This window comes from Streptomyces sp. NPDC046900 (genome assembly GCF_040644975.1).
Taxonomy (GTDB): Bacteria; Actinomycetota; Actinomycetes; order Streptomycetales; family Streptomycetaceae; genus Streptomyces.
In genome coordinates, this window is sequence record NZ_JBEYXD010000001.1 from 445,250 (window position 1) to 465,568 (window position 20,319).

Here is a 20,319-nt window from a genome sequence, read left to right on the forward strand (position 1 = left end):
CAGGGCCGCTCACCGGCCCTGCCCGCTTCGGGCACGGTCACCGGAAGGCGTCGAGTCCGGTGAGCGCCTTGCCCAGCACGAGCTGGTGCATCTCGACGGTGCCCTCGTAGGTGAGCACCGACTCCAGGTTGGTGGCGTGCCGCATCACCGGGTACTCGAGCGAGATCCCGTTGGCGCCGAGGATCGTGCGGGCGGTACGGCAGATCTCGATCGCCTCGCGCACGTTGTTGAGCTTGCCGAAGCTGATCTGCTCGGGACGGAGCCGTCCCGCGTCCATGCGCCGCCCCAGATGGTGGGCGAGCAGAATCCCCTTGTGCAGTTCGACCGCCATGTCGGCGAGCTTCGCCTGGGTCAGCTGGAACCCGCCGATGGGCCTGCCGAACTGCTCCCTGCTCTTCGCGTACCCGACGGCGGACTCGAAACACGACCGGGCCGCGCCCATGGCACCCCACACGATGCCGTACCGGGCGTGCGAGAGACAGCTGAGCGGCCCCTTGAGCCCGACGACATCGGGCAGTACGGCGTCGGAGGGCAGCCGCACGTCGTCCAGGACGAGTTCGCTGGTGACGGAGGCCCGCAGGGACCACTTGTGCCGGATCTCCGGGGCGGAGAAGCCGGGACTGCCGGCCGGGACGACGAACCCGCGGATCCCCTCGTCGGTGCGCGCCCAGACCACGGCGACACCGGCGACGGAACCGTTGGTGATCCACATCTTGCGGCCGTTGAGCACCCAGTCCCCGCCGTCGCGCTTGGCGTGGGTGCGCATCGAGGCGGGGTCGGAGCCGTGGTCGGGTTCGGTGAGCCCGAAGCACCCGATGACCTCGCCCGCCGCCATGCGCGGCAGCCATTCCTGCTTCTGCTCCTCGCTCCCGAACCGGTGGATCGCGTACATGGCGAGGGAGCCCTGGACGGAGACCAGGGACCGGATGCCGGAGTCGGCGGCCTCCAGTTCCAGACAGGCGAGCCCGTACTGCACGGCGCTGGCCCCGGCGCAGCCGTACCCGCTCAGCGACATGCCGAGCGCACCGAGCGAGCCCAGTTCCTTGGCGAGTTCACGGATCCCCGGCAGTTCCCCCGTCTCGTACCAGTCGGCCACGTACGGCAGTACGCGTTCGGCCGCCCAGGTCCGCACGGTGTCGCGGATGGCGAGGTCCTCGGCCTCCAGCAGGTCGTCGAGCCCGAGCGGATCGGCGGGGTCGAAGGGCGGCAACGTCGAGGACGCGGACATGGAGCAGCCTCCGTGACACTGAAAACTAGCAGCGCTAACCGAACCGGACGGCCCGACCGTACGTCGCGGCGGGCCGTACGTCCAGTATCGGGCGCCGTCCGGTCCGCGGGCACCGTCAGGCGGTGACGCGTGAGTCCGCGGCCTCGCGCTGTGCGGGCACCGCGGCCGAGCCGGGCGCGGGCGGCGCCTCGCAGTTCATGGCCCTCGGCAGCCGCAGTGCCATCACCGCGCCCAACAGCAAGAGCGCGGCGCTGACCAGAAGTGTCACATGCAGGCCGTGGACGAAGGAGTCGCGCGCGGCGTGCCGCAGGACGGCGCCGCGTGCCCCGCCCAGCCGGCCGGCCACCTCGTACGCCTCCCCCAGCGACTGACCGGCGGCCCGGGAGGCCGACGCCGGAACCCCGGGCACCGAGGACAGGCCCGGCGCGTACGCCGCGTTCATCACACTGCCCAGCAGCGCGATCCCGATGCCCGCGCCCAGCTGGTACGAGGTCTCACCGATCGCCGCCGCTCCGCCTGCCTGCGACTGCGGCGCCTCGCTCAGCATCGACTCGTACGCCCCGAAGAGCGTCGTCTCAAGACCGAAGCCGAGCAGGACGAAACCGGACAGCAGCAGTGACGGGTTGTCCCGGTCGCCCATCGCCGTCAGCGTGATCACCGCCGCGGCCGTGAGACAGAAACCGAACGCGACCATGCGTCGCGGACCGAAGCGGCGCAGCGCCTTCGAGCCGACCAGGCCGGCCGCCATCGCCGCGAGCGTCAGCGGAAGCAGCCTCAGCCCCGTCGCCAGGGGCGAGAGGTGCAATACGAGCTGCAGGTACTGGGCCGCGATCAGCTCGAGCCCGACCAGGGCCAGCATCGCGAGCACGATGCAGCCGACCGACGTGCTGAACGCCGGACGCGCGAACATCCGCAGATCCACCAGGGGATGCCTACGGCGTCGCTGCCGCCGTACGAAGGCCACCATCAGGGCCGCGCCCACCACCGGCGGCAGCAGCGTCCACGCGCTCAGCAGCGGCGCTCCGCCACCGAGCCGCTTGACGCCGAGGACCAGTCCGAACAGACCGCCCGCGGCCATGAGCGCTCCGACCACGTCCCAGGGACCGTCGCGGTCGCCCGTCGACTCCGGCAGCAGGAGCCGCCCGACCGGCAGGCTGACCAGCATCAGCGGGATGTTGATCAGGAAGACCGAACCCCACCAGAAGTGCTCGAGGAGGAAGCCGCCCAGCAGCGGCCCGACCGCCGCCCCCACCGCGGCCACCGCGCTCCAGATACCGATCGCGGTCGCCCGCTCGCGGCGGTCGGGGAAGACCTGCCGGAGGATGGACAGCGTGGCGGGCATGATCATCGCGCCGCCCACACCGAGCAGCGCCCGCGCCGCGATCAGCACCTGCGGGTCCCGGGAGAGCGCGGCGAGACCGGAGGCGATGCCGAAGAGGCCGTAGCCGAGCAGCAGGACCCGTCTGCGGCCGACCCGGTCGCCCAGCGTGCCGAACAGGATCAACAGCGAGGCGCAGACCAGCGGATAGGTGTCGACGATCCAGAGCAGTTCTATGGCGCTGGGCTTGAGGTCCTCCGTGACGGCCGGCATCGCGACGTGCAGCACGGTGGCGTCGACGGCCACGAGCAGCAGACTCACGCAGAGGACGAAGAGAACGACCCAGCGGTTGGTACCGGCCCCGGCCGCCCGACGGCGCAGCCCAGCGGCGGCCGTGGTCGTCCCGGACATGTACGTACCTCCCAGATGGTCCCTCGCTCCGGCGGATCGACGGGGTGGGGACTCCCCGCGGCTGCGGCCGGGAGGAGCGGGGTCCCGGGGCCACGCGACGAAGCGAGCGAGTCGTCAGCGTACGCGAGTTCCCGCGGGCGTCGCGTGGCGGACCTCTCATGATTCCCCGGGAGGGGTGTGGCGTACGCCACCTCCCCCGCGTCCATCACGCGGCCGGTGGCGTCTGCGGTTCCGTAATGCACTGATAATCGAGCGCGTGACCGATCTTGGAACGCGCCCGGCGCCGACCCGCACCGGCGCCCTGCGCCGGGCCGCCCCCGCGTTGACGGGATACGCGGCCGTCCGCGCCCTGGGCCTGGTCGTGCTCGCGGTGTGGAGCGCGGCGCGCGGCGCGAGCCCGCACACCCTGCTCACGGCACGCTGGGACTCCCTCTGGTACACCCGGGTCGCCGCCCTCGGCTACGGCTACGAGGTCCGCCTCCCGAACGGCGACGTCCACTCCAGCCTCGCGTTCTTCCCGCTGCTGCCCTGGCTGGAGCAGCTCGGCGCGGCGGTGACCCCTCTGTCGTACGCCGACGCGGGTCTGCTCGTCTCGACACTCGCCTCGCTCGCGGCCGCCTGGGGGATCTTCGCCGTCGCCGACCATGTGTACGGTCGCCGGGTCGGCGTCTGCGCGGCCCTGCTCTGGGCGGTGCTTCCGGTCGGTGTCGTGCAGTCGATGGCATACAGCGAGTCCCTGTTCACGGCGCTCGCGGCCTGGGCGCTGTACGCGGTCCTGACGGACCGCTGGGTGACGGCGGGCGTGCTCGCCTCGCTGGCGGGTCTGACCCGGCCGGTGGGAGCGGCCGTCGTCGCGGCCGTGTGGGCGGCGGCGATCGCCTCGTACATACGGGACGGGCGTGAGCGCCGGACCGGCGGACCACCATTCCCTCGCCGGGCCCTCGGCATGCTTCTCGCCCCGCTCGGCGCCGCCGGCTACGTCCTGTGGGTCGGCCACCGCACCGGCCGGGGCCCTCTGGGCTACCTGGACGTCCAGGCCGGGTGGCGCAACGGCTTCGACGGCGGCTACGCCTTCGCCCGTTTCATCGCGAACACCTTCGCCTCCTTCCCCTCGGCCCTCGCGGGCATCGGGCTGATCATCGGTGTCGCCGCGATCGTCTGGCTGTACGTGGTGTGCGTACGGCAGGGTCAGCCGCTGCCGCTGCTCGTGTACGCGGGGGTCGTCACCGCGCTCGCCCTGTGCGCGTCGAGCTACTTCGGCTCGAAACCCCGTCTCCTGCTGCCCGCCTTCCCGTTGCTGCTCCCCCTCGCCCGAGGTCTCGCCCGGGTGCGACCGCCGAGGTCGGCGGCGGTCCTCGGCGGTGTCGCGGTGGCGTCGGCCCTCTACGGAGCGTTCTGGCTCAACGGCTCCGGTCCGCCGTGATCGTTCGCGACGACCGGTGACCGGCAGGGTAAGTCCGCCCGAGCATTCGGTGAACGAATAGATAAGGGGCATAAAACGGAGGCGTTGTCGATCAATGGAATTGAAGGCCGAGTGTGACCCCGATAGCGGAATCCATAGAAATAAACCCGCTGTTGAGAGGAATCCCACATCACATCGTCATCACAACCCCGGTGATTCGCGTGGGTGTGGAGCTCACTCGCTGTAACGTCGATTGAGTGCGTACCGAACGAAAGCTGAGCCGTCCAGACCGGGTGTTCGCCCGGTTGGACCGTGAGCCGGAACGACCAGCTCACATTGACGTGCCCAGGATGAGCCGGCACCGAGTGGTTCTCTTCTCGGCAACTCTGGCCTTCTACACGGCGATCGTGTGGGCCGTCGTCGTCTCCTCATGGCTGGTCCGGCTCGACTGGCAGGTCATGTTTTTCCGGCCGTACCAGCAGTGGCCGCAGATCCACGCCTTCCTCGACTACTACGTGGTGCTGGGCCAGCGCGGCCCCACCGCGGTGATGGTCGCGGCCTGGCTGGGCTGGCGCTCCTGGCGGCAGCACACCCTGCGCCCGCTGCTCACCCTGGGCGCCGCGCTGCTCCTGCTCAACATCACGGTGGGCGCCGCCAAGTACGGGATGGGCCGCCTTGGACCGCACTACGCGACCGTCATCGGGTCCAACGAGATGTGGCGCGGCGGCGATATATTTCCCTCCGGCCACACCGCGAACGCCGTGGTGACCTGGGGGATTCTGGCGTATCTGGCCTCCACGCCGCGGGCCAGGCGCTGGCTGTCCGCGCTCTCCGCGGTGACCTCCCTGGGCGTCGGCATGACCACGGTCTACCTCGGGACGCACTGGCTGAGCGACGTGCTCCTCGGCTGGGCCGCGGGTCTGCTGATCCTGCTGGCGCTGCCCTGGTTCGAGCCGCTGATCGCCCGCGCGGAGATCGCCATCCTCGCCCTGCGGGACCGTCGGCGCAGCCGCCGTGCCGTCCCCGTGCCCGCTCCGGCCCCGGTCGCCGCCCGCCCGGCGTTCGTCGCCCCGCGCGTGCCGAGCGAGGAGGAGGCCCAGGTCCGGGAACCGGTGGGGGTCACCCGGACGACCAAGGCGCCGGTGTACATGGCCCCCGGTCCGCACACGAGCCGTGGCGAGCGCACCCCGGTGACCCCGGTGGGCAGCCGGCGTCCGCCGAACTCGGACCGGGTGTCGCGCGGCACCCCCTCGGCCCGGCCCCTGACGGGAAGCTGACCAGCGACTACGACGCGGGGACCGGTACGCACGACCTCCCCGCACGGCGAAGGCCCCGGCTCATATCGAGCCGGGGCCTTCGCCGTGGGCGTCACCGGGGCCGGGCCTCGGGGCCCTTTGTCAGCCTTTCCAGCAGCGCCTGACCGTGCCGTCCACGACTTCGAAGTTCAGCCGTCCGACGCGGTACTCCATGGTGATGATCGTCCCCGGCGGCAGCGAACGGACCGTGCTCCAGCCGCGCTCACGGGCCAGCCGCTCGGCACGATCGGCCGCCAGGCCGACGTACGTCTCGGGGATGTCGTCGGGTTCGGCTCCAGGGGGGTGAATGGGTGCCATGCCGCCACGGTAGGCCGCGGGATCTCACCGGGGAAGTGCACAGCCGTCTCTTCTGCCACACATCCCTCTCCTGTCACGCTTGTGTCACAGAATCACGACACTCGTTTCGTCGACGCGACTGTCACACGTACGAGGGGTTCTCATCCACGGACAACACCTCGAACGTAATTCGGGACTGTTCCGCCATCACCGGAAGGAGTGTGAATAACCGCGGAATGCGCGGTGCCGGTCGAACAAGCGGATTGCATTCCCCATTCGGCGGCCGGTATGCATCCGGTCCCGCATAAGAAGTACACGGATTCAACACAGAATCCACTACCCCGGCCGGGCGGCCTCGGGCCCGCCTCGCGCTACGACGACCGTTCCACGGCGCGGGACAGCAGGTCCCGTGCGGCACGGAGCCTCCCGGTCAGTTCGGCGGGCTCCAGCACCTCGAACTCGAGGCCCGTCATCATCACGTGAATCACCATCACGTCGAGGTTCGGGGCTCCCGTGCGCAGCAGACAGCTGCCCTCGGTCTCGGCCTCCAGGGTGCCCGCCGACGGCGAGATCCGCTCGGCCGCCTCGTGCAGCGGCACCAGCAGCCGTACGACGGCCTGGGCGGCGTAGGCGCGCGTGGAGACGCCCCTGGAGACGTACTCGGCCAGGTCCTCCGCCGGTGGCGTCCGCGGTGTGAAGCGGGGTCCGTGCGGCGGCTTGAGGACCATGCGGTCGACGCGGAACGTGCGCCAGTCGTCGCGGTCGAGATCCCAGGCGACCAGATACCAGCGGCGCTCGGTGCACACCAGGCGGTGCGGCTCGACCGTGCGGCGGGTCAGGGCGCCCAGGGCGTTCTCTCCGCCCGAGCCTGTCCGGGACCGGGGGTGGTCGCGGTACTCGAAGCGCAACCGCTCCGCGTCCCGGCACAGATGGGCGACTTCGGTCAGCACGGCCGGGTCGACCGCCGACGGCCCGGGACCGCGCAGCATCGGCACGGTGAAGGCGTTGAGGGCGCTCACGCGGCGGCGCAGCCGGCTCGGCAGGACCTGTTCGAGCTTGGCGAGGGCGCGTACGGACGTCTCACCGATGCCCTCGATGCCCTGTCCCGCGGCCGTGCGCAGCCCGACCGCCACGGCGACCGCCTCGTCGTCGTCCAGGAGCAGCGGCGGCAGTTCGGCCCCCGCGCCGAGCTGATAACCCCCGCCGGTGCCCGGGCTGGCGCTGACGGGGTAGCCGAGTTCGCGCAGCCGGTCCACATCGCGGCGCACGGTGCGCGGGCTGACGCCGAGGCGCTCGGCCAGATCGGCCCCGGACCATTCACGGTGGGCCTGGAGCAGGGACAGCAGGCGCAGCAGTCGTGCCGAGGTCTCCAGCATGGCCCCGAGTCTGCCAGCCCTTGCGGACAGCGACTGTCCGCGAGGGGGTACGGGCCAAGGGGCTGACGAAGACCGGCAGATCGCGGTCCGCCGTCCAGAACGGCCTGGCCTCGACCTCTCCCTGCTCCACCCGCAGCGCGGCCTTGGGACGGCGGAACACCGGCTGCCTGTCGGCGACGTCGGCCGGCGGTCGCACGCGCCGCCCTGCGGCCTCTTGCCCCGGCAGGCGTCGCATCGCGCCGCCGGCGACCGGGCCCGGTGCCGGACCCGACAGGGATGGTGGCCGGAACGCCGCCGGGCTCCGGCGCCGCGATGCGACGCCGGAGCCCGGTGCACGGACACGCTCAGAGTGCGAGCCGCTGTCCCGGCACGATCATGTCGGGGTCGCCGCCGATGACCGTCTTGTTGCGCGCGTAGAGCTCCCGCCAGTCGATCCCGTGGCGCTCGGCGATCCCGCTGAGGGTGTCACCGCTGCGGACGGTGTAGTCGCCGCGGGACGCCCCGCGGGCCGTGTGTCCCGCCGAGTGCTCCGGCGCCTTCGCCGGACGCGTGGTCGGGGCGGACTCAGTGGTGGCGGAACCCGAGGACGACCTCGTGGCCGACTGCCCGCCCGACCCGGCGGGCGCGCTTCCGTAGGCTCCGGCACGCGCCGAGCAGACGGGCCATGCGCCCCATCCCTGCGCGTGCTGCACCTTGGCGGCCACGGCTATCTGCGCCTCCCTGGAAGCCTGGTCGGCGGTCGCGGCGTAAGCCGTTCCGCCGTACGCGCGCCAGGTGCCGGCAGAGAACTGCAGTCCCCCGTAGTAGCCGTTGCCGGTGTTGATGTGCCAGTTCCCGCCGCTCTCGCACTGGGCGATGCGGTCCCACACTCCGCCGTCGGCCGCGGCGGCGTTGCCGGTCGCGGCGAGCAGTCCGAGCGGGGCGAGCAGGGCCGCGCCGGCGAGGACCGCCGTCGTACGGGTCGTACGGGTCTTACGGGTGTTGTCGGCACATTCAGACATGTAATTCCCTCTCCACAAACCCGGGATCCCCCAAGGCGGGACACGTCGATCCGCGGATGATTCGCGGCCGTCGTGTGCCGCCCCGTCCACCGGAGGTGGTGCTGCGCGCCGGCTGTGCGGCGCGGCCGGTGGACGTACCCGGGCGGTGCTCGTTGCACACGGCGGAGGAATGTAGGGAGATCCACCGCCCGTTTTCAACCAACTCCTAGTCATTCCAGGCCAGTTCGCCGTTACCCCCGGTATCGTCGATTTTCGGCCACCCACTTCATTCGCTGATTTCAGGATTTGTCGGCCAGGCAGCTCGATGGTCTGTGAGCCACTTCACGCAATCAACTTCCCTGAGCCCTGCAAGAGTTGACATGGAGTAACCGGTTCCGCAGGCACGTTCACCCAGCGCAGCGGATGGTGCGAATCCGTTCGCTCCCGGGCGTGACTCCGGCCACAGATCGGCCGTTGTCTTCTTCATGAGCCGGGGACCGCCGGGCTCATGGGCCGGGAGCCACCCGGCACCGTCACGTACCGCATCCCGAGGGAGCCACCCGTGCCGCGCATGCTCGACGTCAGCGACGCCGTACGCGCCGAGATCGGCGACGAAGAAGCCGACCGGCTGCTCGCCGGAGACAACGCCCCGGGCAGTTATGACTGCACCTCGTGCCGCACGCCCGGCGACTCCGAACAGGAGCGCACCAGCACCGTCCTGTTCATCGGCGAGGAGACCGCCGTCCTCGCTTTCGCCCATGCCACCTGCCTGCCCTCCCAGGTCGTCCAGGTCACCGAGGAGCAGTTGCAGGGCGCGGTGCGCTCCATCACCGCCGACGAGCAATTCAGCACGGCTGCCCCCGAGCAGGCCGTGCTGGGCGTCACCAGCGGACTGGTGCTGATCGCCGGGGAGTTGCACCCGGCGCTGGTCGTGGAGCCCACCGCGCCCATCGTGCGCCCGGGCACGATGGGGATCGGCGACGACTTCCTGCCCCTGCTCATCGAGCAGGGGTTCATGCCGCTGACCGTGATCGAGTCCGTGCCGCCCGTGCTGCACGGCTGGTCGGTACTGCTCGCCATGGGCCAGCTGCACGCCGTGCTGCAGCCCGGCGCGAACGGCGGGCAGCCGGTCGCCTGGTGGCAGGCGCACCAGCCGCTCCAGGTCACGGACGGGTGGCGGGCGGCCGCCAACAAGCACCAGCAGATCCTGATGTTCGCCGCGCCGGTGGGCTCGATCGGCCGCCAGCCCCGGGAGGATCTGCTGCGCGACGCGCTGGACAAGGCGGCGGCGAACGGCAAGCTGGTCGCCGCCGCGCTGCCGCTGGCCGGGACCTGAGGTTCCGGGACGGTCCGTTCCAGGGCCGGGTCGGGAGGTGCGGGTCCGCCGCGGTCGATCGCACGGTTCCCGCACCCCCTCACGGGATGCGGGCTCGCCCGTCAAGTGGCGTGCCGCGGTTGCTGATCGCTCAGCTCCCCGACCCTGTTCCAGCGGCTCCCGCCCCATAGACGGGTGTGCCTGTACGGCGGCGGCACACCTGCGTACAGCCCCCGCGCCCCAGTCGGAGCGCGGGGGCTTTACTTGTGACGAAGCGGACTAATCGACCGCATCCCTTGGGCTGCAGTGTCGTTGGCACCTACGTGCACGCATATGACGTCCCCCGCCGCCAGTCCTACCAGCCGATCCCCTCCGGGCGAGCGGACCAGGACCCGGGCGGCTCATCGGCCACGCCGATCTACGACGCGCTCTACGACGAGTACGTCACGTCCTTCAAGGCCTTCCCGGGCGACCGCAGCGGCGAGGAGGACACGGACTTCGTCCCTTTCGCCAACTTCCCCCGGGACACGGACTCTTACGGCACGGGGACGTACGGCATCCGCCACGGCACCCCCCGGCACGCGACCGGGCAACTGGCCGCCCAGCACGGCCAGTCGGCCACGGCGAACGACGTCTGGCAGCAGGTGGCCCGGCACGCGAGGGGCATGCACCACGTCCCGGCGCTACCGCCCGCACCGCGCAGGGGGCTGTGAGGACGATGCGAAAGGGGCGGCCCGCCATGGAGCCGCCCCTTCGACGTCTTCGGTGTCCCTACGTCACTTCTTCCTGCTGCGCTTCTCGCGCACACGCACCGAGATGTGGATCGGCGCACCCTCGAAGCCGAACTCCTCGCGCAGCCGTCGCTCGATGAACCGGCGGTAGCCGGCCTCGATGAAACCGGAGGCGAAGAGCACGAACCGCGGCGGCTTGGTGCCCGCCTGCGTGCCGAAGAGGATGCGCGGCTGCTTGCCTCCGCGGACCGGGTGGGGGTGGGCGGCGACCAGCTCGCCGAGGAAGGCGTTGAGGCGGCCCGTGGGAACCCGGGTCTCCCAGCCGTCGAGGGCGGTCTCGATCGCCGGGACCAGCTTCTCCATGTGCCGTCCGGTGCGCGCCGAGACGTTCACCCGCGGCGCCCAGGCGACCTGGGCGAGCTCCGTCTCGATCTCCCGCTCCAGGTAGTAGCGGCGCTCCTCGTCGAGGGTGTCCCACTTGTTGTAGGCGAGGACGAGCGCGCGCCCGGCCTCCACCGCCATGGTGACGATGCGCTGGTCCTGGACCGAGATGTTCTCGGAGGCGTCGAGCAGCACGACGGCGACCTCGGCCTTCTCGACGGCGGCCGCGGTGCGCAGCGAGGCGTAGTAGTCGGCGCCCTGCTGCAGATGCACCCGCTTGCGGATGCCGGCCGTGTCGACGAACTTCCAGGTCTTGCCGCCGAGTTGGATCAGCTCGTCGACCGGGTCGCGGGTGGTGCCGGCGAGTTCGTCGACGACCACGCGGTCCTCGCCCGCGACCTTGTTCAGCAGGGAGGACTTGCCGACGTTGGGACGGCCGATCAGGGCCACGCGGCGCGGTCCGCCGATCCCGGCGGCACCGAAGGTCTGGGCGGGCGCCTCGGGCAGCGCCTCCAGGACGGCGTCCAGCATGTCACCGGTGCCGCGGCCGTGAAGGGCGGACACGGGGTGCGGCTCGCCGAGACCGAGGTTCCACAGGTATGCCGCGTCCGCCTCGCCGCTCTGGCCGTCGACCTTGTTGGCGGCCAGCACCACGGGCTTGCCGGCCTTGCGCAGCAGGCGCACGACCGCCTCGTCGGTGTCGGTGGCGCCGACCTTCGCGTCGACGACGAAGACGACCGCGTCGGCCGCCTCGATCGCGTACTCGGCCTGCGCGGCCACGGAGGCGTCGATACCGAGGACGTCCTGCTCCCAGCCGCCGGTGTCGACGACCTTGAAGCGGCGGCCCGCCCACTCGGCCTCGTAGGTGACACGGTCGCGGGTGACACCGGGCTTGTCCTCGACGACCGCCTCACGACGGCCGATGATCCGGTTCACCAGAGTCGACTTGCCGACATTGGGGCGGCCGACGACGGCGAGCACGGGCAGCGGACCGTGTCCGGCCGCCTCGATGGCGCCCTCGACGTCCTCGAGGTCGAAGCCCTCTTCCGCGGCAAGCTCCATGAACTCCGCGTACTCGGCGTCGCCGAGCGCCCCGTGCTCGTACTCGTGCTCGGCCGAGCCGTCGGGCTGGATGTGGTCGTTCATGAAGTCCGTACCTCGTTCATCGTGGTGATCGGTGGAGCACCGCACCGCGGTGATCCACTACTCAAGTGTCGCCTAGCGCCCGGTGAGGCGCCTGGCCATTTCCAGGTGCTCGGTGAGCTGCTTCTGGATGCGCTCGGTCGCCTCGTCCAGCGCCCTGCGCGTACGCCGGCCGGTCCCGTCGCCCGCATCGAACGGATCTCCGAAGACGACGTCGATGCGGCTGCGCAGCGGCGGCAGCGCCTTTATCAACCGGCCGCGCCGCTCAGAACTTCCCAGCACCGCCACGGGCACGATCGGCGCTCCGCTGCGCACCGCGAAGTAGGCGAGCCCGGCGCGCAGCGAGGCGAAGTCGCCCTCGCCCCGGGTGCCCTCGGGGAAGATGCCGAGCACACCGCCGTTGTCCAGCACGGACAGCGCCCGGGTGATCGCCGTGCGGTCGGTCACCGTGCGGTCCACCTGTACCTGACCGATGCCGGTCAGGAAGGAGCCGAGCACGCCGATGAACGCCTCCTTCTTGATCAGGAAGTGCGTCGGCCGGGGCGCCACGGACAGGACCATCGGACCGTCGATGTTGTGGGAGTGATTGACCGCGAAGATCGCCGGACCGGTGACCGGGACCTTCCAGGCGCCGAGGACACGCGGCTTCCACAGCCCGCGCATCAGGGGTACGCCGATGCGCCGCCCGACCTCGGCGCCCCGCTCGGACGCGGGGGTCAGGGGCGGCTCCGGGCGCCTCGCGGAGGCGTCACGGCCGGGTGACGGACGGGTGCTCACTTGGCCGCCCGCTTCTCCTCGACGAGCGTGACGACGCATTCGACGACCTGCTGGAGGGTGAGCTCGGTGGTGTCCACCTCGACCGCGTCGTCCGCCTTGGCGAGAGGGGAGGTCTTGCGGCTGGAGTCGGCCGCGTCCCGCTTGACGAGCGCCTCACGGGTGGCATGGACGTCCGAGCCCTTGAGCTCGCCGCTGCGTCGCGCGGCCCGCGCCTCGGGGGAGGCCGTGAGGAAGATCTTCAGGTCGGCGTCCGGCAGCACCGTCGTGCCGATGTCGCGGCCCTCGACCACTATGCCGGTCTCCGCGGCGGCGGCGAGGGAGCGCTGCAGCTCGGTGATCCGGGCCCGCACCTCGGCCACGGCGCTGACCGCGCTCACCTTGGCGGTGACCTCCGGGGTGCGGATCGGGCCGGAGACGTCCGTTCCGTCCACGGTGATGGTGGGCGCCGACGGGTCGGTGCCGGAGACGATCTCGGGCTTGCCCACGACCGCCGCGATCGCCGTCGGGTCCGCGGTGTCGATGCCGTTGCTGACCATCCACCACGTGATCGCGCGGTACTGGGCGCCGGTGTCCAGGTAGCTCAGCCCGAGCTGCGCGGCCACGGCCTTCGAGGTGCTCGACTTGCCCGTGCCGGAGGGGCCGTCGATGGCGACAATCACTGCCTGGGCGGTCCGGGCGGCGCCGTTTTCCACGGTGAGGACACCTTCCTGGTGCGAGGTGGTGGGTGCGGGGGTACACAGACCCTGTCGTCGCCCTCCCGTCGTCCGCCCGGAGGGCGGGCGGGGCAGGCGGGATACGGCCACAGCGTCCGGGGCGCCCCGCACAAGGTTACTGGGTCGCCGGACCCGGTATGACTGACGGACGGCGGGCCCACCGCTACTGGCGAATCGTCCAGCCCCGCTCCCGCAACGCCGCGCTGAGCAGCGGGGCCGCCTTCTGCTCCACCATGAGCTGGACCAGACCCGCCTGCTGCCCGGTCGCGTGCTCGATGCGGACGTCCTCGACGTTGACGCCCGCCGCTCCCGCGTCCGCGAAGATGCGGGCCAGCTGACCGGGCTGGTCGCTGATGAGGACGGCCACGGTCTCGTAGACCCGCGGGGCGGCGCCGTGCTTGCCGGGCACCCGGACCTGGCCGGCGTTGCCGCGGCGCAGAACGTCGTGGATCCCGTCGACGCCCTCGCGCCGCTTGTCCTCGTCGGAGGACTGCAGTGCGCGCAGGGCCCGCACGGTCCCTTCGAGGTCGGCGGCGACGTCGGAGAGCAGGTCGGCGACCGGGCCGGGGTTCGCGGAGAGGATGTCGATCCACATGCGGGGATCGGAGGCGGCGATCCGGGTCACATCGCGGATGCCCTGTCCGCACAGCCGTACGGCCGTCTCCTCCGCGTGCTCGAGGCGTGCGGCGACCATGCTGGAGACCAGGTGGGGCATGTGCGAGACGAGCGCGACGGCCCGGTCGTGGGCGTCCGCGTCCATCACGACCGGCACCGCACGGCAGTGCGAGACCAGCTCGAGGGCGAGGTTCAGCACCTCGGTGTCGGTGTCCCGGGTCGGGGTGAGCACCCAGGGGCGGCCCTCGAAGAGATCGCCGGTGGCCGCCAGCGGACCGGACTTCTCACGGCCCGACATGGGGTGCGAGCCGATGTACCGGGACAGGAGGTCCGGGTCGAGGCCGAGCGTCTCCAGTTCGCGGCGGGGCCCGCCCTTGACGCTGGCCACATCCAGGTAGCCGCGTCCGAGACCGCGCCGCATGGCGTCGGCGAGCGCGGCGGCCACATGGGCGGGCGGGGCCGCGACGACGACCAGGTCGACGGGCCCCTCGGGGGCCTCGTCGGTGCCGGCACCGAGGACGGCGGCCGTACGGGCCTGCTCGGGGTCGCGGTCGGTCAGGTGCACGGTGACACCGCGGGAGGCGAGCGCCAGGGCCGCCGATGTGCCGATCAGTCCGGCACCGATGACGAGCGCGGACCTCACTGGGCGATGTCCTTGCGGAGGGCGGCGGCACCGAGGTAGACGTGCACGATGTCGGCCCGCGGCTTGTCGGACGCGATGTGGGCGAGGACGCGGACGACGCGGGGCATCGCACCCTCGACGTCGAGTTCCTGGGCACAGATCAGTGGCACGTCCACGATGCCGAGCTTGCGCGCGGCGGCCGCCGGGAAGTCGCTGTGCAGATCGGGTGTGGCGGTGAACCAGATGCTGATCAGGTCGTCGGTGGTGAGGCCGTTCCGCTCCAGGACGGCGGTGAGCAGGGCGCCGACCTGCTCGCTCATGTGCCCGGCCTCGTCCCGCTCAAGTTGGACGGCGCCCCGGACCGCTCGTACCGCCACGGTGTCGCTCCTCGCTGATCTACGGAAACCTCTGATCACTCCAGCGTAGTCAGCCCGGAACGTACTGGTGCGCGACGCCCGTCTGGCGAGACGGCACCCGGCCGCGACGCGAACGCCCCCGTGCGCCCCTCGGCGCCGGGGCGGCGGCCGGCTCACCGGGACCGGTGGCCCAGCGGGCATGTCGGGGCGCCCGGGGCGGCGACACGCCCGCTGCCCGCTGAGCGGATCCCGGTCGAGGGCAGCGTCTACCGGGGGTCACGCGTCCCAGAGTGCCCCGAGCGCCTGCAGTTCGCTTCCGTACTCGATGCGGTCCGCCCACTCCCGTGGCCAGGATTCGGCGCCGAGGTGGGCGCCCGCGAAGGCGCCCGCGAGGCAGGCGATCGAGTCGGAGTCGCCGGAGGTGCACGCGGCCCGGCGCAGCGCGGTGACGGGCTCGTCCGGGAAGAGCAGGAAGGACAGCAGAGCGGTGGCGAGGGCCTCCTCCGCGATCCACCCCTCGCCGGTCGCCAGGCACGGGTCGATCTCGGCCGAGACGGTCCGCACGGCCTCCTGGAGGCGTTCGAGGATCTCCAGGCACTCGTCCCAGCCGCGCGCGATGAAGTGCTCGGGCGTGGGGTCCTGGGCGCGGGTCCACAGATCGCCGAGCCACTCCTCGTGGTAGCGGCTGCGGTTCTCGTAGGCGTACGACCGCAGCAGTCCCACCAGGCCGGTCGGCTCGGCACCCTGCGCAAGAAGGTGTATCGCGCGGGCGGTGAGATCGGAGGCGGCGAGCGCCGTGGGGTGGCCGTGTGTAAGCGCGGCCTGCAACTGGGCGGCGCCGGCCCGCTGTTCGTCGCTCAGCCCCGGTGCGAGCCCGACGGGCGCCACACGCATGTTGGCCCCGCAGCCCTTGGAGCCGATCTGGCTGGCCTGCTGCCAGGGCCGGCTCTCGTCGTTGAGCAGATTGCAGGCGACCAGGCAGGTCCGGCCGGGCGCCCGGTTGTTGTCCGGCGAGTGGTACCAGTCGACGAACTCCTCGCGCACCGGCCGTTGCATCCGCTTCGGCGCCAGGACACCGCGGTCCATGGCCGTGCGCAGCCCGCGTCCGAGCGCCAGCGTCATCTGGGTGTCGTCGGTGACGATCGCGGGCCTCGGCAGCTCCATCTCCCGCCACGGCCCGCACTTGGCGAGGATCGCCGGCACATCGTTGAACTCGGTGGGAAATCCAAGGGCGTCGCCGAGAGCGAGCCCGATCAGGGATCCGGTGGCGGCGTGCTTGGCGAGGGCCGTGCCGGTCATAAGAGCCGTCCTTCCGTGGCGGGGCGGAGCAGGGGCGGGTGCAGGGCGGTGGCGCCGCCCGCACGGTAGAGCGCGGCGGGTTTGCCGCGGCCGCCGGTCAGCCGGGCGGCGTCCGGGACCGGTTCGACGAAGCCGGGGGTGGCGAGGACCTTGCGCCGGAAGTTGGGGCGGTCGAGCGAGGTGCCCCACACGGTCTCGTAGACCTGCTGCAGCTCGCCCAGGGTGAACTCGGTGGGGCAGAAGGCCGTGGCGATACAGGTGTACTCGAGCTTGGCGCCGACGCGTTCCTGGGCGTCGGCGAGGATCCGGTCGTGGTCGAAGGCGAGCGGCCCGGCGGCCTCGTACGGCAGCCAGCGGGCCTGCGCGGCGTCGCCGCCGCCGTGCGGCTCGGGAGGGTCGGGCAGCAGCGCGGCGAAGGCCACGGAGACGACCCGCATACGGGGGTCGCGGCCGGGGTCGCTGTAGGCGCGCAGCTGCTCCAGATGGAGCCCGGAGACGTCCGCGAGCCCGGTCTCCTCGGCGAGTTCCCGCCGGGCCGCGTCCTCCGCGGACTCCTCGGGCCGCACGAAGCCGCCCGGGAGCGCCCAGCGGCCCGCGTAGGGCTCCTGCCCGCGCTCGACGAGCAGGACGTGGAGCGCGCCGGCGCGGAGGGTGAGGACGGCCAGGTCGACGGTGACGGCGAAGGGTTCGAAGGCGTACTTGTCATAGGCCTGCACGGTCCCCACGACCCCCACCCCGTTAATGGTCGCATTGACTATAAACAGAGCGGACGTCAGCGCACAAGAGGACGGCCGGCTCCCGCACCGCGGGAACCGGCCGCTCGGGCGTGGAGCGTGGCTAGAGTTCGACTTCCTTCATCAGCATCCCCACCTCGGTGTTGGAAAGACGGCGCAGCCAGCCCGACTTCTGGTCGCCGAGGGTGATCGGGCCGAAGGCGGTCCGCACCAGCTTGTCGACGGGGTAGCCGGCCTCGGCGAGCATGCGGCGCACGATGTGCTTGCGGCCCTCGTGCAGGGTCACCTCGACGAGGTAGTTCTTGCCGGTCTGCTCGACCACCCGGAAGTGGTCCGCGCGCGCGTACCCGTCCTCCAGCTGGATGCCGTCCTTGAGCTTCTTGCCCAGGTCGCGCGGGATCGGGCCCACAATGTGCGCGAGGTAGGTCTTCTTCACGCCGTACCTGGGGTGGGTCAGCCGGTGGGCCAGCTCGCCGTGGTTGGTGAGCAGGATGACGCCCTCGGTCTCGGTGTCGAGCCGGCCCACGTGGAAGAGCCGGGTCTCGCGGTTGGTGACGTAGTCGCCGAGGCACTGACGGCCCTCCGGGTCCTCCATGGTGGAGACGACACCGGCCGGCTTGTTCAGCGAGAAGAACTGGTACGACTGTGTGGCCACGGTCAGCCCGTCGACCTTGATCTCGTCCTTGTCGGGGTCGACCCGCAGGCCCTGCTCGGTGACGATCTCGCCGTTCACCTCGACCCGGGCCTCCTCGATCAGCTCCTCGCAGGCACGCCGGGAGCCGTAGCCCGCGCGAGCGAGCACCTTCTGCAGCCGCTCGCCCTCCTGCTCGGCGCCCGGGAAGGTCTTGGGCAGCTTGAGGTTCGGCTTGCCCGCGTACCGCTCGCGGTTGCGCTCCTCGGTCCGCGCCTCGTACTCACGGGAGCGCGAGGGCGTCGTACGGCCGCCACGCTGCTGGGACTGCTTGGGACCGCCCTTGGCGCCGCCCCGCGCGTCCGAGCCGCGACCCGACTTCGGGCCGTCCTGGGAGGCCCCGGGGCCCACGTCGTAGCGGCGCTCCTCGGGGCGGGGCTTGCGGGGGCGGCCCTGCCGCTCGTCCCTGTTGTTACCGGCACCGCGGTAGTTGCCGCGCCCGTCGTTCCTGCCGCTGCCGCTGCTTCGCATCAAAATTCCGTCGTCGTGTTGGTCGTGTGATCGCCGTCCGCGTCCGGAGCATCGAGTGCGTCCGGGTCGAACGACGGAACGCCCTCCTGGGTCTCGGCCTCGATCGCCTCCGCCTCCGGGAGGAAGGGCGCGAGTTCCGGGAGCTCGTCCAGGCCGCGCAGGCCCATCCGCTCCAGAAAGTAGTTCGTCGTCCTGTACAGGATCGCACCTGTTTCGGGTTCCGTGCCCGCCTCTTCGACCAGACCGCGCTGGAGGAGGGTGCGCATGACCCCGTCGCAGTTCACTCCGCGGACCGCCGAGACGCGGCTGCGGCTGACCGGCTGGCGGTAGGCCACCACCGCCAGGGTCTCCAGTGCGGCCTGGGTGAGCCGGGCCTGCTGGCCGTCGAGCACGAAGCGCTCGACCGCGGGCGCGTAGTCGGCCCGAGTGTAGTAGCGCCAGCCGCCGGCGACGAACCGCAGCTCGAAGCCGCGCCCCTGCACCGTGTACTCGTCGGCGAGTTCGCGCAGGGCGTCGGCGATCTGCCGCCGGGGACGCTCCAGGATCTTCGCCAGGTGCTCCTCGGTGGCGGGCTCGTCCACGACCATGAGGACGGCCTCCAGGGCGGGCTTGAGGTCGAGTCCGGCCACCGTGTTCAGGCCGGCCGGAACCTCGGCGGTCTTCTCGCTCACGCCTTCTCCTCCGTCTTCGTGCCGCTCTTGTCGGGATCCTCGGGCGGCCGGTCGAACTCGTCCGTCACCACCGGTGCCTCCTCGCCGACCCCGCCGGTCCAGCGCACGACCAGGTCGCCGAGGGCTGTCTCCTGCTCCAGCGCCACCGCCTTCTCCCGGTACAGCTCCAGCAGGGCCAGGAAGCGCGCCACGACGGTGAGCGTGTCGTCGGCGTCCTCCACGAGCACGCGGAAGCTCGCCTCACCCAGTTCCCGTAGCCGCGCGACCACGATCCCGGCCTGCTCCTGCACGGACACCAGCGGGGCGTGGATGTGGTCGACGTAGACCTGAGGCTTGGGCTTGGGCTGCATCGCCTTGACCGCCAGCTTCGCGAACCCCTCGGCTCCGATGCTGATGACGACCTCGGGCAGCAACTCGGCGTGGTGGGGTTCGAGGCCGACGGTACGGGGGTAACGCCGGGCCTCGTCCTCGGTGCGCCGGTTGAAGATGTCGGCGATCTGTTTGTAGGCGCGGTACTGCAGGATCCGCGCGAACAGCAGGTCGCGTGCCTCAAGGAGCGCGAGGTCCGCTTCGTCCTCGACCTCGGCGGCGGGCAGCAGCCGTGCCGCCTTGAGGTCGAGCAGGGTCGCGGCGACGACGAGGAACTCGGTCGTCTGGTCGAGGTCCCAGTCCGGCCCCATCGCCCGGATGTGGGCCATGAACTCGTCGGTCACCTTGGACAGCGCGACCTCGGTGACGTCGAGCTTGTGCTTCGAGATCAGCTGGAGCAGAAGGTCGAAGGGCCCTTCGAAGTTGGACAGCCGGACCTTGAAGACACCGTCGTCGGGCTCCTGCTCGGCCGGGAGTGCGCCGGGAGTGCCGGCGGCCTCGCCTGAGGATCCGGAACCCGGCGCGGTCACCACCGCGACAGGGGTCGCCTCGGCGGCGACGGCGGGGCGGGGCTCCGGTACCGACGTCACGACGGCCGCCGGGCCGGGCACGGCCTCCGGCTCGCCCTCCGGTGCTGCGACACCCGCCCCGGCCGCCTCCGAGACGTCCGCTGCGGCCGAGGGGACGGTGACCCGGGACTCCTCCGGGGCGGCTCCCCGCTCACGCTCCGTCTCGGCAGGAGCCTCCGCTTCGAGCACCGACGACGTGCCGGTCCCGGACTCCTCCGCCGCGGAACCAGGCCCCGGCACGTCGGCGACAGGGAGTTCCGCCCCTGCTCGGGAGGGGACGGTGGGCGCGGGCGTGCGGGACAGGGCTGTCCGCGCGGGCCCCTCGGACGGGCGGTCCTGTCCGGCTTCGGGATCCTGGGGAGCGGCCTGCGGCTCGCTCCCCTGAGAGTCGGCCTCCGGTTCGGGACCCGGGCCGAGCGGGGTCTCATCGAGGGGCTCCGCTTCCGCGGGAGACACATCCTGGGCCACCGGTGCGGCGCCCGGCCCGCGCCCCAGCGCACGCCGGCGGCCGGCGGAGCCGGGGGCGGATGAGGAGCCGTCGTACGAGGTCATAGC

At 71.7% G+C, this 20,319-nt stretch carries 19 protein-coding genes; 4 read left to right on the forward strand and 15 right to left on the reverse strand.

Going from position 1 to position 20,319, the window contains the following annotated elements; genetic code table 11:
* Positions 1-37: 37 nt before the first annotated feature.
* Complete coding sequence (locus tag ABZ904_RS02065) at positions 38-1,228, reverse strand: acyl-CoA dehydrogenase family protein (RefSeq protein ID WP_359391661.1); 1,191 nt, start codon at positions 1,226-1,228, stop codon at positions 38-40.
* Positions 1,229-1,343: 115 nt separating this feature from the next.
* Positions 1,344-2,957: an MFS transporter gene (locus tag ABZ904_RS02070; protein ID WP_359391660.1), complete on the reverse strand. Its 1,614-nt coding sequence runs from the start codon at positions 2,955-2,957 to the stop codon at positions 1,344-1,346.
* A gap of 256 nt (positions 2,958-3,213) precedes the next feature.
* Here ABZ904_RS02070 and ABZ904_RS02075 point away from each other — a divergent pair, with 256 nt between their 5' ends.
* Positions 3,214-4,380, forward strand: a complete 1,167-nt coding sequence (locus ABZ904_RS02075) for a glycosyltransferase family 39 protein (RefSeq protein WP_361820589.1) — start codon at positions 3,214-3,216, stop codon at positions 4,378-4,380.
* A gap of 236 nt (positions 4,381-4,616) precedes the next feature.
* On the forward strand, positions 4,617-5,636 hold the full coding sequence (locus ABZ904_RS02080) for a phosphatase PAP2 family protein (RefSeq protein ID WP_359391658.1): 1,020 nt from the start codon (positions 4,617-4,619) through the stop codon (positions 5,634-5,636).
* 120 nt (positions 5,637-5,756) lie between these two features.
* Here ABZ904_RS02080 and ABZ904_RS02085 read toward each other — a convergent pair whose 3' ends face one another.
* From ABZ904_RS02085 to ABZ904_RS02095, 3 genes are all read right to left on the reverse strand, one after another.
* Entirely contained in the window at positions 5,757-5,972 is a 216-nt protein-coding gene (locus ABZ904_RS02085) for an I78 family peptidase inhibitor (protein ID WP_359391657.1), read from the reverse strand.
* 350 nt (positions 5,973-6,322) lie between these two features.
* Complete coding sequence (locus ABZ904_RS02090) at positions 6,323-7,327, reverse strand: YafY family protein (RefSeq protein WP_359391656.1); 1,005 nt, start codon at positions 7,325-7,327, stop codon at positions 6,323-6,325.
* Between the two features lie 344 nt (positions 7,328-7,671).
* Positions 7,672-8,328, reverse strand: a complete 657-nt coding sequence (locus tag ABZ904_RS02095) for a transglycosylase family protein (RefSeq protein ID WP_359391655.1) — start codon at positions 8,326-8,328, stop codon at positions 7,672-7,674.
* Between the two features lie 541 nt (positions 8,329-8,869).
* Between ABZ904_RS02095 and ABZ904_RS02100 the strand changes: the two genes are divergently transcribed.
* Together ABZ904_RS02100 and ABZ904_RS02105 are read left to right on the forward strand one after the other, a co-directional pair.
* A complete protein-coding gene (locus ABZ904_RS02100; RefSeq protein WP_360994171.1) occupies positions 8,870-9,643 on the forward strand; it encodes a hypothetical protein in 774 nt (257 codons plus the stop codon).
* A gap of 302 nt (positions 9,644-9,945) precedes the next feature.
* Positions 9,946-10,335 (forward strand): hypothetical protein, encoded by a 390-nt coding sequence (locus ABZ904_RS02105; protein WP_359391653.1) that lies wholly within the window; start codon positions 9,946-9,948, stop codon positions 10,333-10,335.
* A gap of 63 nt (positions 10,336-10,398) precedes the next feature.
* Here ABZ904_RS02105 and der read toward each other — a convergent pair whose 3' ends face one another.
* From der to ABZ904_RS02155, 10 genes are all read right to left on the reverse strand, one after another.
* Positions 10,399-11,880: a ribosome biogenesis GTPase Der gene (gene der, locus ABZ904_RS02110; RefSeq protein ID WP_359391652.1), complete on the reverse strand. Its 1,482-nt coding sequence runs from the start codon at positions 11,878-11,880 to the stop codon at positions 10,399-10,401.
* Between the two features lie 72 nt (positions 11,881-11,952).
* A complete protein-coding gene (locus ABZ904_RS02115; RefSeq protein ID WP_359391762.1) occupies positions 11,953-12,540 on the reverse strand; it encodes a lysophospholipid acyltransferase family protein in 588 nt (195 codons plus the stop codon).
* A gap of 110 nt (positions 12,541-12,650) precedes the next feature.
* Positions 12,651-13,346: a (d)CMP kinase gene (gene cmk, locus ABZ904_RS02120; protein ID WP_359391651.1), complete on the reverse strand. Its 696-nt coding sequence runs from the start codon at positions 13,344-13,346 to the stop codon at positions 12,651-12,653.
* A 184-nt stretch (positions 13,347-13,530) separates the two neighbouring features.
* Positions 13,531-14,625: a prephenate dehydrogenase gene (locus tag ABZ904_RS02125; protein WP_359391650.1), complete on the reverse strand. Its 1,095-nt coding sequence runs from the start codon at positions 14,623-14,625 to the stop codon at positions 13,531-13,533.
* The gene (gene aroH / locus ABZ904_RS02130; RefSeq protein ID WP_361820597.1) at positions 14,622-14,981 is read right to left on the reverse strand and encodes a chorismate mutase; all 360 of its coding nucleotides are present in this window, start codon (positions 14,979-14,981) and stop codon (positions 14,622-14,624) included. Before aroH ends, ABZ904_RS02125 begins: the two co-directional genes overlap by 4 nt.
* Positions 14,982-15,236: 255 nt before the next feature.
* Positions 15,237-16,259, reverse strand: coding sequence for an ADP-ribosylglycohydrolase family protein (locus tag ABZ904_RS02135; RefSeq protein ID WP_360994163.1), 1,023 nt, complete (start codon positions 16,257-16,259; stop codon positions 15,237-15,239).
* A complete protein-coding gene (locus tag ABZ904_RS02140) occupies positions 16,256-16,975 on the reverse strand; it encodes an NUDIX domain-containing protein (protein WP_360994398.1) in 720 nt (239 codons plus the stop codon). The genes ABZ904_RS02135 and ABZ904_RS02140 overlap by 4 nt, the downstream gene beginning before the upstream one ends.
* Positions 16,976-17,096: 121 nt before the next feature.
* Positions 17,097-18,155: a pseudouridine synthase gene (locus ABZ904_RS02145; protein WP_359391647.1), complete on the reverse strand. Its 1,059-nt coding sequence runs from the start codon at positions 18,153-18,155 to the stop codon at positions 17,097-17,099.
* Positions 18,155-18,826, reverse strand: coding sequence for an SMC-Scp complex subunit ScpB (gene scpB, locus ABZ904_RS02150; protein ID WP_359391646.1), 672 nt, complete (start codon positions 18,824-18,826; stop codon positions 18,155-18,157). The genes ABZ904_RS02145 and scpB overlap by 1 nt, the downstream gene beginning before the upstream one ends.
* Positions 18,823-20,316, reverse strand: a complete 1,494-nt coding sequence (locus ABZ904_RS02155; protein WP_360994159.1) for a segregation/condensation protein A — start codon at positions 20,314-20,316, stop codon at positions 18,823-18,825. Before ABZ904_RS02155 ends, scpB begins: the two co-directional genes overlap by 4 nt.
* Between the last annotated feature and the right edge of the window lie 3 nt (positions 20,317-20,319).